The organism is Caldimonas tepidiphila, from assembly GCF_003569765.1.
GTDB classification, from domain to species: domain Bacteria; phylum Pseudomonadota; class Gammaproteobacteria; order Burkholderiales; family Burkholderiaceae_C; genus Caldimonas; species Caldimonas tepidiphila.
The window spans coordinates 1-16879 of sequence record NZ_QXMG01000091.1; the positions used below are offsets into that span (position 1 = coordinate 1).

12 protein-coding genes, 1 tRNA gene and 1 pseudogene are annotated in these 16879 nt (G+C 66.0%); 13 read left to right on the forward strand and 1 reads right to left on the reverse strand.

What is annotated here, in order from left to right:
• Window positions 1–74 precede the first annotated feature (74 nt).
• From D3A59_RS23395 to rpoC, 9 genes are all read left to right on the forward strand, one after another.
• Window positions 75–150, forward strand: a tRNA-Trp gene (locus D3A59_RS23395).
• 154 nt (window positions 151–304) lie between these two features.
• Window positions 305–688: a preprotein translocase subunit SecE gene (gene secE, locus D3A59_RS23400; protein WP_119157731.1), complete on the forward strand. Its 384-nt coding sequence runs from the start codon at window positions 305–307 to the stop codon at window positions 686–688.
• Between the two features lie 14 nt (window positions 689–702).
• Entirely contained in the window at window positions 703–1278 is a 576-nt protein-coding gene (gene nusG / locus D3A59_RS23405) for a transcription termination/antitermination protein NusG (protein WP_119157742.1), read from the forward strand.
• A 235-nt stretch (window positions 1279–1513) separates the two neighbouring features.
• Window positions 1514–1945 carry a 50S ribosomal protein L11 gene (gene rplK / locus D3A59_RS23410; protein WP_119157732.1) on the forward strand — a complete coding sequence of 144 codons (432 nt, stop codon included), beginning with the start codon at window positions 1514–1516 and terminating at the stop codon, window positions 1943–1945.
• A 2-nt stretch (window positions 1946–1947) separates the two neighbouring features.
• Entirely contained in the window at window positions 1948–2655 is a 708-nt protein-coding gene (gene rplA, locus D3A59_RS23415) for a 50S ribosomal protein L1 (protein ID WP_119157733.1), read from the forward strand.
• Between the two features lie 289 nt (window positions 2656–2944).
• The gene (gene rplJ, locus D3A59_RS23420) at window positions 2945–3469 is read left to right on the forward strand and encodes a 50S ribosomal protein L10 (protein WP_119157734.1); all 525 of its coding nucleotides are present in this window, start codon (window positions 2945–2947) and stop codon (window positions 3467–3469) included.
• A 36-nt stretch (window positions 3470–3505) separates the two neighbouring features.
• The gene (gene rplL / locus D3A59_RS23425) at window positions 3506–3880 is read left to right on the forward strand and encodes a 50S ribosomal protein L7/L12 (RefSeq protein WP_119157735.1); all 375 of its coding nucleotides are present in this window, start codon (window positions 3506–3508) and stop codon (window positions 3878–3880) included.
• A gap of 335 nt (window positions 3881–4215) precedes the next feature.
• The gene (rpoB, locus tag D3A59_RS23430) at window positions 4216–8325 is read left to right on the forward strand and encodes a DNA-directed RNA polymerase subunit beta (protein WP_119157736.1); all 4110 of its coding nucleotides are present in this window, start codon (window positions 4216–4218) and stop codon (window positions 8323–8325) included.
• A gap of 11 nt (window positions 8326–8336) precedes the next feature.
• Window positions 8337–12563 (forward strand): DNA-directed RNA polymerase subunit beta', encoded by a 4227-nt coding sequence (gene rpoC / locus D3A59_RS23435; protein WP_119157737.1) that lies wholly within the window; start codon window positions 8337–8339, stop codon window positions 12561–12563.
• Window positions 12564–12652: 89 nt separating this feature from the next.
• On the opposite strand, the gene D3A59_RS26525 is transcribed toward rpoC, so the two are convergent.
• Window positions 12653–13054, reverse strand: a complete 402-nt coding sequence (locus tag D3A59_RS26525; protein WP_240636187.1) for a PIN domain-containing protein — start codon at window positions 13052–13054, stop codon at window positions 12653–12655.
• 369 nt (window positions 13055–13423) lie between these two features.
• On the opposite strand from D3A59_RS26525, the gene rpsL reads away from it, so the two are divergent.
• The 4 genes and pseudogenes from rpsL to D3A59_RS23460 form a co-directional block, all read left to right on the forward strand.
• Window positions 13424–13801: a 30S ribosomal protein S12 gene (gene rpsL, locus D3A59_RS23445; RefSeq protein ID WP_119157739.1), complete on the forward strand. Its 378-nt coding sequence runs from the start codon at window positions 13424–13426 to the stop codon at window positions 13799–13801.
• 156 nt (window positions 13802–13957) lie between these two features.
• Entirely contained in the window at window positions 13958–14428 is a 471-nt protein-coding gene (rpsG, locus tag D3A59_RS23450; RefSeq protein ID WP_119157740.1) for a 30S ribosomal protein S7, read from the forward strand.
• A gap of 90 nt (window positions 14429–14518) precedes the next feature.
• A complete protein-coding gene (fusA, locus tag D3A59_RS23455; protein ID WP_119157741.1) occupies window positions 14519–16621 on the forward strand; it encodes an elongation factor G in 2103 nt (700 codons plus the stop codon).
• Window positions 16622–16799: 178 nt separating this feature from the next.
• Window positions 16800–16879 (forward strand): annotated as a pseudogene (locus D3A59_RS23460) (GTP-binding protein); the annotation flags it as partial.

The following is a 16879-nucleotide window of genomic DNA, read 5'->3' on the forward strand; positions in this document are numbered from 1 at the left end:
CGATCCGCGAGGGCGGCCGCACCGTCGGCGCCGGCGTCGTCGCGAAGATCATCGAGTAAAAGAGTAAAGGCGCTAGGGGTATAGCTCAATTGGCAGAGCGTCGGTCTCCAAAACCGAAGGTTGGGGGTTCGATTCCCTCTGCCCCTGCCAGACTTCTTGATCCGGGGCTCTGATCCGGATCGGTCTGATCGCCAAAGGCAGCCCGCAGGCAGGGTCCCGAGAGGGGCCTGAGGCCCGCGGGCTTTGCTGCTGATGGTTGCGCTCGTCGGCCTTTGCGCGCGGCGGGGCCCGTGAAACTGAACCAATGAACAATCCTCAAGTCGAAACCGTCACCACCGGTGCGGACAAGGCCAAGCTGTCGGTTTCCGGCCTGCTGGTGCTCGGCGCCGTGGCCGTGTTCTACATGCTCGGTACGCAGGACCTGTGGGTGCGCGTGCTCGCCCTGCTGGTCGGTCTGGCGGCAGCGGTGGGATTGTTCTTCTCCGCGGAGCCCGGCCGGCAGTTGATCGGCTTCGCCCGGGAAGCGACCCGCGAGGTCAAGAAGGTCGTGTGGCCCACCCGCAAGGAGGCCATGCAGATGACGGGCTACGTGTTCGCCTTCGTCGTCGTGATGGCCCTGTTCCTGTGGCTGACCGACAAGACGCTCGAGTGGGTCCTGTACGATCTGGTCCTGGGCTGGAGAGGCTGAAAGAGGGCATGACGATGAGCGAAGCAGCAAGTAACAACGCCGCCGCCCCCGCGGCTCCCGCCCTGCGCTGGTACGTGGTCCACGCGTACTCCGGCATGGAGAAGGCGGTCGAGCGCAATCTGCGCGAGCGCATCGACCGCGCCGGCATGCAGGCCAAGTTCGGCCGCATCCTGGTGCCGACCGAAGAGGTCGTCGAGGTCAAGAACGGCAAGAAGGCCGTCACCGAGCGCCGCTTCTTCCCCGGCTACGTGCTGGTGGAGATGCTGATGGACGACGAGTCCTGGCACCTGGTCAAGCACACCTCGAAGGTGACCGGCTTCGTCGGCGGGGCGCGCAACCGCCCGGTGCCGATCTCCGAAGAGGAGGTCATGAAGATCGTCAACCAGATGCAGGAAGGCATCGAGAAGCCCCGGCCCAAGGTCGAGTGGGAGGTTGGCGAGGTGGTGCGTGTCAAGGAAGGCCCGTTCACCGACTTCAACGGCGCGGTGGAGGAAGTCAACTACGACAAGTCCAAGGTGCGCGTGTCGGTCACGATCTTCGGTCGTGCCACGCCGGTGGAACTCGACTTCCACCAGGTCGAGAAGATTTGACGACCATGGGTCGTCGAATTTCGCCAAGGCCCGCAAGGGCCGCAGGCAAGATCTGACGTCCCCGTTTCATGGCCCCGGCTGGGGCCGACCGGACTTCGCTCCGGCTCATCCAGCCCGTCGCCGGCCGGTGACGTGATACCGGCCTGAGGAGCAAGGGCGGACCCCGAGGTCCCACCCCTTGCGTTTGCACTCGACAAGTCCCGCCTGGCCGCGGGGCTTGTACCAGGAGAAACACATGGCCAAGAAGATTGTCGGCTTCATCAAGCTGCAAATCCCGGCGGGCAAGGCGAATCCGTCGCCCCCGGTCGGTCCGGCGCTGGGTCAGCGCGGTCTGAACATCATGGAGTTCTGCAAGGCGTTCAACGCCCAGACCCAGGGCGTCGAGCCCGGTCTGAAGCTGCCGGTGGTGATCACGGCCTATGCGGACAAGTCCTTCACCTTCGTCATCAAGACCCCGCCCGCGACGGTCCTGATCAAGAAGGCCGTGAAGATCGAGAAGGGCTCCGGCCGTGCGCACCTCGACAAGGTGGGCAAGATCAGCCGTGCCCAGCTCGAGGAAATCGCCAAGACCAAGATGAAGGACCTGACGGCCGCCGATCTGGACGCCGCCGTCAAGACGATTGCTGGTTCCGCCCGCTCGATGGGCGTGATCGTGGAGGGTGCGTGATCATGGCCAAGCTGACGAAACGCCAGAAGGCCCAACAGGGCAAGATCGAGTCCACCAAGCTGTACGCCATCGACGAGGCGCTGAACCTGGTGAAGGAATTCGCCGTGGCCAAGTTCGACGAGTCGATCGACGTCTCGGTGCAGCTGGGCGTGGACGCGAAGAAGTCGGACCAGGTCGTGCGTGGCGCGGTCGTGATGCCCAACGGCACCGGCAAGACCAAGCGCGTCGCGGTGTTCGCGCAGGGCGCCAAGGCTGAGGAAGCCCGTGCCGCCGGCGCCGACGTGGTCGGCATGGAAGACCTGGCCGAACAGGTCAAGGCCGGCAACATCAACTTCGACGTCGTGATCGCCTCGCCGGACACGATGCGCGTGGTCGGTACGCTCGGTCAGATCCTCGGCCCGCGCGGCCTGATGCCGAACCCGAAGGTCGGCACCGTGACGCCCGACGTGGCCACCGCGGTGAAGAACGCCAAGGCCGGTCAGGTGCAGTTCCGCGTCGACAAGGCCGGCATCATCCACGGCACGATCGGTCGCCGCTCGTTCGACTCGGACAAGCTCAAGGGCAACCTGGCCGCGCTGCTGGATGCGCTGAACAAGGCCAAGCCGGCGTCGAGCAAGGGCATCTACCTGCGCAAGGTGGCTGTCTCCTCGACGATGGGCGTGGGCGTGCGTGTCGAAGTGGGCTCGATCGCCCTGTCGGCCAACGCCTGATGAAACGAAGGTGCCGGGCCCGGATGGGCGCGGCACCGAGGAATTGGTGGGCCGTGGCGGCTTTTCCGGCTGCCGCGGGCTATCAAAGACCGCTGGCGCGACCCCCGGGTCGCTTAATCGGCGCGACGGACCCCCGGGTCCGGAGCGGCGGCCAGCGCAGATGGCGCACCCGCTGGAATGGATGTGTGGGGAAGGGTCCTTCGGGGCCGTTCCCCAGGTTTCCTGAACAGAGGTCGCTGTAAACCGGTGCATCCCCGGCTCGTCCGGGATGCTATGTGAGGAGTGGACCTTGAGTCTGAATCGCAACGAGAAACAAGCTGTCGTGGCGGAAGTGGCGGCCCAGGCGGGCAAGTCGCAGACGCTGGCGATGGCCGAGTATCGTGGCCTCACCGTCGCTCAGCTCGACAACCTCCGCCGCCAGGCGCGTGCTCAGGGCGTGTATCTGCACGTCCTGAAGAACACGCTCGCCCGTCGCGCGGTGGCTGGCACGAGCTTCGAGTGCGCGGCCGAGTCCATGGCCGGCCCGCTGATCTACAGCTTCTCCGAGGACGCGGTCGCGGCAGCCAAAGTGCTGGCCGACTTCGCCAAGGGCAACGACAAGCTCGTGCTGAAGGCCGGCGCCTACGCTGGCAAGGCACTCGACGTCAACGGCGTGAAGTCGCTGGCCTCGATCCCGAGCAAGGAAGTGCTGCTGTCGCAGCTGCTGGGTCTGATGCAGTCGCCGGTGTCGCGCATGGCGCGCGTGCTGGCCGCCGTCGCCGAGCAGCGCGGTGCTGGTGCGGAAGCGCCGGCCGCCGAGGCCGCCGCCGCCTGAACCCGTTCAACGAAATTCAAGTTTTAGGAAACCAAAATGGCATTCGACAAAGACGCATTCCTGGCCGCACTGGACACCATGTCCGTCATGGAACTCAATGACCTGGTGAAGGCCATTGAAGAGAAGTTCGGCGTGTCCGCCGCTGCAATGGCCGCTCCGGCCGCTGGTGGTGGCGCCGCCGCTCCGGCCGCCGAAGAGAAGACCGAGTTCACCGTCGTCCTGACCGGCGCCGGCGCGAACAAGGTCTCCGTCATCAAGGCCGTGCGCGAAATCACCGGCCTGGGCCTCAAGGAAGCCAAGGACCTGGTCGACGGCGCTCCGAAGCCCGTCAAGGAAGGCATCGCCAAGGCCGACGCCGAAGCCGCCCAGAAGAAGCTGGTGGAAGCCGGCGCCACGGTGGAACTCAAGTAATCGAGTCCGCTGCACGAGGCTGGGAGCCCGTTTCGGGCCCCCAGCCTTTTGCGCTTCTGAAGCCGGGCACGAGACCCCTCTCGCGTCCCGGCCTCAGGAACACCTGCAAGGGCGGCGTGCCGTCCTTGCAAGTGTTCCCTGATCCGACTGCAGGGAACCGGTTTGGTCGGACCGCGGTGCAATGCCGCGGTCGTCCGCCAGCGGCTGGTAGTGGCCAGCCACCAAGCTTCAGACCGACCCCGACGAGCCACGGGGCTTTGCCGGGTCTGATCGCCAGTCGCCCGATTGAGCGGACTGCACCGGCCTTGCAGGCCGCTTAACGAGACGGAGTGTTTATGGCGTACACCTATACCGAGCGCAAGCGCATCCGCAAGAGCTTCGGCAAGCGCAAGAGCGTTCTCAACGTTCCCTACCTCCTGACGATGCAGAAGGACTCCTATGTCGCCTTCCTGCAGCAGGACGTCCCCCCGCAGAAACGCAAGAACGAAGGCCTGCAGGCCGCGTTCCTCTCCGCGTTCCCGATCGTGTCGCACAACGGGTTCGTGGAGATGAAGTTCATCGAATACAACATCGCCAAACCTCCCTTCGACGTTCGCGAGTGCCAGCAGCGCGGCCTGACGTTCGCCGCCGCCGTGCGCGCGAAGCTGCAGATGATCATCTACGACCGCGAGAGCCCGCAGGCCAAGACGGTCAAGGAGATCAAGGAGCAGGAGGTCTACATGGGCGAAGTGCCGCTCATGACGGACTACGGCTCCTTCATCGTCAACGGCACCGAGCGCGTCATCGTGTCGCAGCTGCACCGCTCCCCGGGCGTGTTCTTCGAGCACGACAAGGGCAAGACGCACAGCTCCGGCAAGCTGCTGTTCTCGGCTCGCATCATCCCCTACCGCGGCTCGTGGCTGGACTTCGAATTCGACCCGAAGGACATCCTTTATTTCCGCGTCGACCGCCGCCGCAAGATGCCGGTGTCGATCCTGCTGAAGGCCATCGGCCTGAACCCGGAATCGATCCTCGCCAACTTCTTCGTCTTCGACAACTTCCGCCTGATGGACTCGGGCGCGCAGATGGAGTTCGTGCCCGAGCGCCTGAAGGGCGAGGTCGCGCGCTTCGACATCACCAACAAGAGCGGTGAAGTCGTCGTCGAGAAGGACAAGCGCATCACCGCGCGCCACACCAAGCAGCTCGAGCAGTCCGGCACCCAGTTCATCACCGTGCCGGAGGACTTCCTCGTCGGCCGCGTGCTGGCCAAGAACATGGTGGACCCGGACACCGGCGAGCTGATCGCGCGCGCCAACGACGAGCTGACCGACTCGCTGCTGAAGAAGCTGCGCGGCGCCGGCATCAAGGACATCCAGTGCCTCTACACGAACGAGCTGGACCAGGGCCCCTACATCTCGCAGACGCTCGCGACCGACGAGACGGCTGACCAGCTCGCCGCGCGCGTGGCGATCTACCGCATGATGCGCCCCGGCGAGCCGCCGACGGAAGACGCGGTCGAGGCCCTGTTCAACCGGCTGTTCTACAGCGCCGACACGTACGACCTGTCGCGCGTGGGCCGCATGAAGTTCAACGCCCGCGTCGGCCGCAACACGGCCGAGGGCCCGATGACGCTGTCCAACGAGGACATCCTCGACGTGGTCAAGATCCTCGTCGACCTGCGCAACGGCAAGGGCGAGGTGGACGACATCGACCACCTGGGCAACCGCCGCGTGCGCTGCGTGGGCGAGCTGGCCGAGAACCAGTACCGCTCGGGTCTCGCCCGCATCGAGAAGGCCGTCAAGGAACGCCTCGGCCAGGCCGAGACCGAGGCGCTGATGCCGCACGACCTGATCAACTCCAAGCCGATCTCCGCGGCGCTCAAGGAGTTCTTCGGTGCGTCGCAGCTGTCGCAGTTCATGGACCAGACCAACCCGCTGTCCGAGATCACGCACAAGCGGCGCGTCTCGGCCCTGGGCCCGGGCGGTCTGACCCGCGAGCGCGCCGGCTTCGAGGTGCGCGACGTGCACCCCACCCACTACGGCCGCGTGTGCCCGATCGAGACGCCGGAAGGCCCGAACATCGGCCTGATCAACTCGCTGGCCCTGTACGCGCAGCTCAACGAGTACGGCTTCCTCGAGACGCCGTACCGCCGCGTCGCGGACGGCAAGGTCACGAACCAGATCGACTACCTGTCGGCGATCGAGGAAGGCAAGTACGTGATCGCGCAGGCCAACGCCACGCTCGACGCGGAAGGCCGCCTGAGCGACGAGCTGGTGTCCGCCCGCGAGAAGGGCGAATCGGTGCTGACGTCTCCTGAGCGCATCCAGTACATGGACGTGGCGCCGACGCAGATCGTGTCGGTCGCGGCGTCCCTGGTGCCCTTCCTCGAGCACGACGACGCGAACCGCGCGCTGATGGGCGCGAACATGCAGCGCCAGGCCGTGCCGACCCTGCGTCCGGAGAAGGCCTTCGTCGGCACCGGCGTCGAGCGCGTCGCCGCGAAGGACTCGGGCACGGTCGTCGCCGCCAAGCGCGGCGGCGTGGTGGACTACGTCGACACCAACCGCATCGTGATCCGCGTCAACGACGCGGAGACGGTGGCGGGCGAGGTCGGCGTCGACATCTACAACCTGATCAAGTACCAGCGTTCCAACCAGAACACCAACATCCACCAGCGCCCGATCGTGCGCCGCGGGGACAAGGTGGCGGCCGAGGACATCATCGCCGACGGTGCCTCCACCGACATCGGCGAACTGGCACTCGGCCAGAACATGCTGGTCGCGTTCATGCCCTGGAACGGCTACAACTTCGAGGACTCGATCCTGATCAGCGAGCGCGTCGTCGCCGAAGACCGCTACACCTCGATCCACATCGAGGAGCTGGTCGTGATGGCGCGCGACACGAAGCTCGGCTCCGAGGAGATCACGCGCGACATCCCGAACCTGTCCGAGCACCAGCTCTCGCGCCTGGACGAGTCGGGCATCGTCTACATCGGTGCCGAAGTGACGGCCGGCGACGTGCTGGTCGGCAAGGTGACGCCGAAGGGCGAGACGACCCTCACGCCGGAAGAGAAGCTGCTGCGCGCGATCTTCGGCGAGAAGGCCTCCGACGTGAAGGACACCTCGCTGCGCGTGGACCAGGGCACCAACGGCACCGTGATCGACGTGCAGGTGTTCACCCGCGAAGGCATCCAGCGCGACAAGCGCGCCCAGCAGATCATCGACGACGAGCTCAAGCGCTTCCGCCTGGACCTGAACGACCAGCTGCGCATCGTGGAAGCGGACGCCTTCGACCGGATCGAGAAGCTGCTGGTCGACAAGACTGCCAACGGCGGCCCGAAGAAGCTCGCGCGCGGCGCGGTGCTGACCAAGGAGTACCTGGCCGAGGTCGAGAAGTACCACTGGTTCGACATCCGCCCGGCGGACGAGGACGTGGCCAACCAGCTCGAGTCGATCAAGAACTCGCTCGAGCAGACGCGCCACAGCTTCGACCTCGCGTTCGAGGAGAAGCGCAAGAAGCTCACGCAGGGCGACGAGCTGCCTGCGGGCGTGCTGAAGATGGTGAAGGTCTACCTCGCCGTCAAGCGCCGCCTGCAGCCCGGCGACAAGATGGCCGGCCGCCACGGCAACAAGGGTGTGGTCTCCAAGATCGTCCCGGTCGAGGACATGCCCTACATGGCCGACGGCACGCCGGCGGACATCGTGCTGAACCCGCTGGGCGTCCCGTCGCGGATGAACGTGGGCCAGGTGCTTGAAGTGCACCTGGGCTGGGCCGGCAAGGGGATCGGCCAGCGCATCGGCGACATGCTGCAGCAGCAGTCCCGCGTGGAGGAGCTGCGCGCGTTCTTCGACGAGCTGTACAACAAGTCCGGCGGCACCGCCGAGGACCTGAGCCAGCTGTCGGACGACGAGGTCATCGAGATGGCGCAGAACCTGAGCAAGGGCGTGCCGTTCGCGACGCCGGTGTTCGACGGCGCGGCCGAGGAAGAGATCCGCGCGATGCTCAAGCTCGCCTATCCGGACGAGATCGCGGCACGCAAGGGCCTCACCCCGACCCGCACGCAGGCCTACCTGTGCGACGGCCGCACCGGCGAGCAGTTCGAGCGCCCGGTCACGGTCGGCTACATGCACGTGCTGAAGCTGCACCACCTGGTGGACGACAAGATGCACGCCCGCTCCACGGGCCCGTACTCGCTCGTCACCCAGCAGCCGCTGGGCGGCAAGGCGCAGTTCGGCGGCCAGCGCTTCGGTGAGATGGAAGTGTGGGCGCTGGAGGCCTATGGCGCGTCCTACGTGCTGCAGGAGATGCTGACCGTCAAGTCCGACGACGTGAACGGCCGCACCAAGGTCTACGAGAACATCGTCAAGGGCGAGCACGCGATCGACGCCGGCATGCCGGAATCGTTCAACGTGCTGGTCAAGGAAATTCGTTCGCTCGGCATCGACATCGAGCTCGAGCGCAACTAAAGGAGAGATGCATGAGAGGCTTGCTGGACCTTTTCAAGCAGTTCACCCCCGATGAGCATTTCGATGCCATCAAGATCGGCCTCGCGTCGCCGGAGAAGATCCGCAGCTGGTCGTTCGGCGAGGTGAAGAAGCCCGAGACGATCAACTACCGGACCTTCAAGCCGGAACGCGACGGTCTCTTCTGCGCCAAGATCTTCGGCCCGATCAAGGACTACGAGTGCCTGTGCGGCAAGTACAAGCGCCTGAAGCACCGCGGCGTGATCTGCGAGAAGTGCGGCGTCGAGGTCACGCAGACCAAGGTGCGCCGTGACCGCATGGGTCACATCGACCTGGCGGCGCCCTGCGCGCACATCTGGTTCCTGAAGTCGCTGCCGTCGCGTCTGGGCCTCGTGCTCGACATGACGCTGCGCGACATCGAGCGCGTGCTGTACTTCGAAGCGTATGTCGTGGTCGACCCCGGCATGACCCCGCTGAAGAAGTTCTCGATCATGAGCGAGGACGACTACGACGCGAAGCGTCGCGAGTACGGTGACGAGTTCGTCGCGCTGATGGGTGCCGAGGGCGTCAAGAAGCTGCTGGAGGAGCTCGACCTCGACGTCGAGATCGACCGCCTGCGCAACGACATGACCGGCTCCGAGCTCAAGGTCAAGAAGAACTCCAAGCGCCTGAAGGTCATGGAGGCCTTCAAGAAGTCCGGCATCAAGCCGAACTGGATGGTGCTGGAAGTGCTGCCGGTGCTGCCGCCGGACCTGCGCCCGCTCGTTCCGCTGGACGGCGGCCGCTTCGCGACCTCCGACCTGAACGACCTCTACCGCCGCGTCATCAACCGCAACAACCGCCTCGCGCGCCTGCTCGAGCTCAACGCGCCCGAGATCATCGTGCGCAACGAGAAGCGCATGCTGCAGGAAGCGGTGGACTCGCTGCTGGACAACGGCCGTCGCGGCAAGGCGATGACGGGCGCGAACAAGCGCGCCCTGAAGTCGCTCGCCGACATGATCAAGGGCAAGAGCGGCCGCTTCCGCCAGAACCTGCTGGGCAAGCGCGTCGACTACTCGGGCCGTTCGGTCATCACCGTGGGCCCGACGCTCAAGCTGCACCAGTGCGGCCTGCCCAAGCTGATGGCGCTCGAGCTGTTCAAGCCCTTCATCTTCTCGCGCCTGGAGGCGATGGGCATCGCCACCACCATCAAGGCGGCGAAGAAGGAAGTCGAAGCCGGCACGCCGGTGGTGTGGGACATCCTTGAGGAAGTGATCAAGGAACACCCGGTGATGCTCAACCGCGCACCGACCCTGCACCGCCTCGGCATCCAGGCCTTCGAGCCGGTGCTGATCGAGGGCAAGGCGATCCAGCTGCACCCGCTGGTCTGCGCCGCGTTCAACGCCGACTTCGACGGCGACCAGATGGCCGTCCACGTGCCGCTGTCGATCGAGGCGCAGATGGAAGCCCGCACGCTGATGCTGGCGTCCAACAACGTGCTGTTCCCCGCCAACGGCGAGCCGTCGATCGTGCCGTCGCAGGACGTGGTGCTGGGTCTCTACTACGCCACCCGCGAGCGCATCAACGGCCGTGGCGAAGGCCTGATCTTCTCGGACGTCGCCGAGGTGCAGCGCGCGCTGGACAACGGCCAGGTCGAGATCACGGCGAAGATCAGCGTGCGCCTGACCGAGTACACGAAGAACAAGGACACGGGCGAGTTCATCCCCGAGACCAAGCTCGTGGACACCACGGTCGGCCGTGCGCTGCTGTCGGAGATCCTGCCCAAGGGCCTGCCCTTCAGCAACCTGAACAAGGCGCTGAAGAAGAAGGAGATCTCGCGCCTGATCAACACCTCGTTCCGCAAGTGCGGTCTGAAGGAAACGGTCGTGTTCGCCGACAAGCTGCTGCAGTCGGGCTTCCGGCTCGCGACGCGCGCCGGCATCTCGATCGCGATCGACGACATGCTGGTGCCGAAGGAGAAGTACGGCCTGATCGAGCGTGCCGAGAAGGAGGTCAAGGAGATCGAGCAGCAGTACGTCTCGGGTCTCGTGACCGCCGGCGAGCGCTACAACAAGGTCGTCGACATCTGGGGCAAGACGGGTGACGAGGTCGGCAAGGTCATGATGAGCCAGCTGGCCAAGCAGAAGACCATCGACCGCAACGGCAAGGAAGTGGACCAGGAGTCGTTCAACTCCATCTACATGATGGCCGACTCCGGTGCGCGGGGCTCCGCCGCCCAGATCCGCCAGCTCGCGGGCATGCGCGGCCTGATGGCCAAGCCGGACGGCTCGATCATCGAGACGCCGATCACCGCGAACTTCCGCGAAGGCCTGAACGTTCTGCAGTACTTCATCTCGACGCACGGCGCCCGAAAGGGCCTGGCCGACACGGCGCTGAAGACCGCGAACTCCGGCTACCTGACGCGTCGCCTGGTCGACGTGACGCAGGACCTGGTGGTCACCGAGGACGACTGCGGCACCAGCAACGGCATCGCGATGCGCGCGCTGGTCGAGGGCGGTGAGGTCATCGAGAGCCTGCGCGACCGCATCCTGGGTCGCGTCACGGCCACCGAGGTGATCAACCCCGAGACGCAGGACGTGCTGATCGCGGCCGGCCAGATGCTGGACGAGGATGCGCTCGACGAGATCGAGGCGGCCGGCGCCGACGAGGTCAAGGTGCGCACGCCGCTGACCTGCGCGACGCGCTTCGGCCTGTGCGCCAAGTGCTACGGCCGCGACCTCGGCCGCGGCGGCCTGGTCAACACCGGCGAGGCGGTGGGCGTGATCGCCGCGCAGTCGATCGGCGAGCCCGGCACGCAGCTGACGATGCGGACCTTCCACATCGGCGGCGCGGCTTCGCGCGCGGCGGTGGCGTCCAGCGTCGAGGCCAAGTCCGACGGCTTCATCGGCTTCAACCCGACGATGCGCTACGTGACCAACGGCAAGGGCGAGCTGGTGGTGATCTCGCGTTCCGGCGAGATCATCATCTCCGACCAGCACGGCCGCGAGCGCGAGCGCCACAAGGTGCCGTACGGCGCGACGCTCAACGTCAAGCCCGACCAGCAGCTCAAGGCCGGCCTGATCCTGGCGAACTGGGACCCGCTGACCCGCCCGATCATCACGGAATTCGCCGGTCGCGCGAAGTTCGAGAACGTCGAGGAGGGCGTGACGGTCGCCAAGCAGGTCGACGAGGTCACGGGCCTGTCGACGCTGGTGGTGATCGACCCGAAGCGCCGCGGCGCGGCCAAGGTCGTGCGTCCGCAGGTCAAGCTGCTCGACGCCAACGGCAACGAGGTCAAGATCCCCGGCACCGACCACTCGGTGACGATCGGCTTCCAGGTCGGCGCGCTGATCCAGATCCGCGACGGCCAGGACCTCGCCCCCGGTGAAGTGCTCGCGCGCATCCCGGTCGAAGGCCAGAAGACGCGAGACATCACCGGCGGTCTGCCGCGGGTGGCCGAGCTCTTCGAGGCCCGCAGCCCGAAGGACAAGGGCACGCTGGCCGAGGCCACCGGCACGGTGTCCTTCGGCAAGGAGACCAAGGGCAAGGTGCGCCTGCAGATCACCGACCCGGACGGCAAGGTCTGGGAGGAGCTGGTGCCCAAGGAGAAGAACATCCTCGTGCACGAGGGCCAGGTGGTGAACCGCGGCGAGCTGATCGTCGACGGCGCGGCGGACCCGCAGGACATCCTGCGCCTGCTGGGCATCGAGGAGCTGGCGCGCTACATCGTCGACGAGGTGCAGGACGTCTACCGTCTGCAGGGCGTGAAGATCAACGACAAGCACATCGAGGTGATCGTTCGCCAGATGCTGCGCCGCGTGCAGATCGTCAACCCGGGCGATACGCACTACATCGCCGGCGAGCAGGTGGAGCGCTCGGAGCTGCTCGACACCAACGACCGCATGGTCGCCGAGGGCAAGATGATCGCCACGCACGCCGACGTGCTGCTGGGCATCACCAAGGCCTCGCTCTCGACCGACTCGTTCATCTCCGCGGCCTCCTTCCAGGAGACCACGCGCGTGCTGACCGAGGCGGCGATCATGGGCAAGCGCGACGAGCTGCGCGGTCTCAAGGAGAACGTGATCGTGGGCCGCCTGATCCCGGCCGGCACCGGTCTCGCCTTCCACCAGGCCCGCAAGGCCAAGGAGGAGATGGACGAGGCCGAGCGCCGCGCCATCGCCCTCCAGGAGGCGGAGGAGCGGGCTGCGCTCGAGATGGCGCAGGTCGACGGCGACAGCGACGACGAGACGCCTGCCGAGTAAGGGCAGGGGTGGCGCCGCAAGGCGCCTGCATGACGAGGGGCGGCCATGGCCGCCCCTTTTTCATGGTCGAGCGCTGGCCGTGCGCGGCTTCAGCCCGTCCAGCTCGCGGGCCGGAGCACCTCGAGGCCGTGGCCGCGGGCGCGGCGGGCGAGCTTGAGCACCTCGCGGTCCTTGCTGAACAGCCAGCGGGCGCCGGCAGCGACCGCGAGGTCGATGAACATCTGGTCGTCCGGGTCGCCGCAGCGCAGCAGCGGGCAGGGCGGCGGCGCCTCGCTCATCAGGGCATGGCGCCGCCACAGTTCGGCCGCCGCCGCGCGGTCGGCGCCGAAGCGGGCCACCTGCGGATAGTCCAGCACGCGCTCGAACTCCAGCCGCATCGAGGGCGTCGCGATCCAGCGCAGGCGGCCGGAGGCGATGCCGGCCGCGAGCGGCGCCACGGCCGGATCGCCGAACACCAGCCAGTCGAGCAGCACGTTGGTGTCGAGCACCACGCGTGGCGCCGCCGCGGCAGGCGCTTCGGTCGGGATGCCGGAAGGGGATTGGGAAAACAGCAGAATGGGCGGCTCCAGCGCCGGGAGGCGGCAGGTCCCCGCGAGCCGCCGGGCGGAAGCCGCCGCGTCCGAGGCCGGCCGCCTGTGACATCCTTTGGGACCCTGGGGGGTTCTTGCTTGCGAGGGGAACGTGCCCCGAATATAATCGAAAGCTTTTCGGCAGTTTGCTGCCGCGCTCTTTGCCTGGGCGGCCCACCGGATACGCAGTGATTGCGTCGCACATCCGGCCTCGGGCCCGACTCCGGACCACGGGGCGCCCGGCATGCCTTCCGAAAAAAATCAGTGACTTCAAACGGGAACAAGTTACCTATGCCAACCATCAACCAGCTCGTGCGCCACGGTCGTGAGACCGAGACCACGAAGTCCAAGTCTCCGGCCATGGAAGGTTCGCCCCAGCGCCGCGGTGTCTGCACGCGTGTCTACACCACCACGCCGAAGAAGCCGAACTCCGCTCTGCGTAAGGTCGCCAAGGTGCGCCTGACCAACGGCTTCGAGATCATCTCCTACATCGGCGGCGAAGGCCACAACCTGCAAGAGCACAGCGTCGTGCTGGTGCGCGGCGGCCGGGTGAAGGATCTGCCGGGCGTGCGCTACCACATCGTGCGCGGCTCGCTGGACCTCCAGGGCGTCAAGGACCGCAAGCAGTCGCGTTCGAAGTACGGCGCGAAGCGCCCGAAGAAGGCCTAAGAAATCAAGTTGTCATGGCGCGCGCCGACAGTGCGGGCCGGACGTGTTTGCGGTGGGCCGGAAGAGCGGCTTGCCGAGTAAGTGGGTGGTCCATGAGGGACGCCCGCGGTGCAGGCGGCAGTCGCCGCACCAACTGAAGCGAAAAGGAAGTGAATCATGCCTCGTCGTCGCGAAGTACCGAAGCGCGAGATCCTGCCGGACCCGAAGTTCGGCAACATCGATCTGTCCAAGTTCATGAACGTGATCATGGAGTCGGGCAAGAAGGCCGTTGCTGAGCGCATCATCTACGGTGCCCTCGAGCAGGTCGAGAAGAAGTCCGGCAAGGATCCGCTGGAAGTGTTCCTGACCGCGCTGAACAACGTCAAGCCGATGGTCGAAGTGAAGTCCCGCCGCGTGGGCGGTGCGAACTACCAAGTTCCCGTGGAAGTTCGCCCCGTGCGTCGCGTGGCGCTGGGCATGCGCTGGCTCAAGGAATCGGCGCGCAAGCGCGGCGAGAAGTCGATGGCCCAGCGCCTGGCCAACGAGCTGCTGGAAGCCTCGGAAGGCCGCGGCGGCGCGATGAAGAAGCGCGACGAAGTGCACCGCATGGCTGAAGCCAACAAGGCCTTCTCGCACTTCCGCTTCTAATAAGCTCTCCCTCACTGTCGAGAGACACCCTGGCCTACCCGCCCTGTCCACGAGACACCGCGGGTCGGCCTTTGTTTTTGGAGTGACACCATGTCCCGCAAGACCCCGATCGAGCGCTACCGCAACATTGGTATCTCGGCTCACATCGACGCCGGCAAGACGACCACGACCGAGCGCATCCTGTACTACACCGGTGTGAACCACAAGATCGGCGAGGTGCACGACGGCGCCGCGACGATGGACTGGATGGAGCAGGAGCAGGAGCGCGGCATCACGATCACGTCGGCCGCCACCACCTGCTTCTGGAAGGGCATGGACATGTCCTATCCGGAGCACCGCTTCAACATCATCGACACCCCGGGGCACGTGGACTTCACCATCGAGGTGGAGCGCTCGATGCGCGTGCTCGACGGCGCGTGCATGGTGTACTGCGCGGTCGGCGGCGTGCAGCCGCAGTCCGAGACCGTCTGGCGTCAGGCCAACAAGTACAAGGTGCCGCGTCTGGCGTTCGTCAACAAGATGGACCGCACCGGCGCGAACTTCTTCAAGGTCTACGACCAGATGAAGACCCGCCTGAAGGCCAACCCCGTGCCCATCGTCGTGCCGATCGGCGCCGAGGACAACTTCAAGGGCGTGGTGGACCTGTTCAAGATGAAGGCGATCATCTGGGACGAGGCCAGCCAGGGCATGAAGTTCAACTACGAGGCCATCCCCGCCGAGCTCGAGGCCGAGTGCCAGAAGTGGCGCGAGAACATGGTCGAGGCGGCTGCCGAGGCCAGCGAAGAGCTGATGAACAAGTACCTCGAGGAGGGTGACCTCAGCGAGGAAGAGATCAAGCTGGGCCTGCGCACGCGCACCATCGCGACCGAGATCCAGCCGATGCTGTGCGGCACCGCGTTCAAGAACAAGGGCGTGCAGCGCATGCTCGACGCGGTCATCGACTTCCTGCCCTCGCCGGTGGACATCCCCCCGGTGGCCGGCACGGACGAGGACGACAAGGAAGTCACCCGCCGCGCCGACGACAACGAGAAGTTCGCCGCGCTGGCGTTCAAGCTGATGACCGACCCCTACGTCGGCCAGCTGACCTTCGTGCGCGTCTACTCGGGCGTGCTGAAGTCGGGCGACACCGTCTACAACCCGATCAAGGGCAAGAAGGAGCGCATCGGCCGTATTCTCCAGATGCACGCCAACCAGCGTGAGGAAATCAAGGAGATCCTGGCCGGCGACATCGCCGCCTGCGTGGGCCTGAAGGAAGTCACCACGGGCGAGACCCTGTGCGACCCGTCCGCCGTCGTGACGCTCGAGAAGATGGTCTTCCCCGAGCCCGTGATCGCGCAGGCCGTCGAGCCCAAGACCAAGGCCGACCAGGAGAAGATGGGCATCGCGCTCAGCCGCCTGGCCGCCGAGGATCCCTCGTTCCGCGTCAAGACCGACGAGGAATCGGGCCAGACCATCATCTCCGGCATGGGCGAGCTGCACCTGGAGATCATCGTCGACCGCATGAAGCGCGAGTTCGGCGTGGAAGCCAACGTCGGCAAGCCGCAGGTGGCCTACCGCGAGACGATCCGCAAGACCGCGAACGACGTCGAGGGCAAGTTCGTGCGCCAGTCGGGCGGCAAGGGCCAGTACGGCCACGTCGTCTTCACGATCGAGCCGCAGGAGCCGGGCAAGGGCTTCGAGTTCGTCGACGCGATCAAGGGCGGCGTGGTGCCGCGCGAGTACATCCCCGCGGTGGAAAAGGGCGTGATCGACTCGCTGCCGAACGGCGTGCTGGCCGGCTTCCCGGTCGTGGACGTGAAGGTCACGCTGACCTTCGGTTCGTACCACGAGGTGGACTCGTCGGAAAACGCGTTCAAGATGGCCGCCTCGATGGGCTTCAAGGAAGCCTGCCGTCGCGCCAGCCCCGTCATCCTCGAGCCGATGATGGCCGTGGAAGTCGAGACGCCGGAAGACTACGCCGGCTCGGTGATGGGCGACCTGTCGTCCCGCCGCGGCATGGTGCAGGGCATGGACGACATGCCTGGCGGTGGCAAGGTCATCAAGGCCGAGGTGCCGCTGTCGGAGATGTTCGGCTACTCGACCACGCTGCGCTCGATGTCGCAGGGTCGCGCGACCTACACGATGGAGTTCAAGCACTACTCCGAGGCGCCGAAGAACGTCGCCGACGCGATCATCACCGCTCGCGGAAAGTGATCGTCCTCGCGTGAGCGAGGCGCGGGAGGCCCGGCGCGAGTCGGGTCTCCCGGCAGGAATACCAAGCCGGTCTTCGTTCCCTCACCCGCTGGGTGCCAGTGACAGCGGGCTGTCAAGCGAGCGGGCGGAGACCTAAAACCGAGCACTGGCACTGCTCTTTGATCAGGAGAATTGAGAAATGGCAAAAGGCAAGTTTGAACGGACCAAGCCGCACGTCAACGTGGGCACCATCGGTCACGTGGACCACGGCAAGACCAC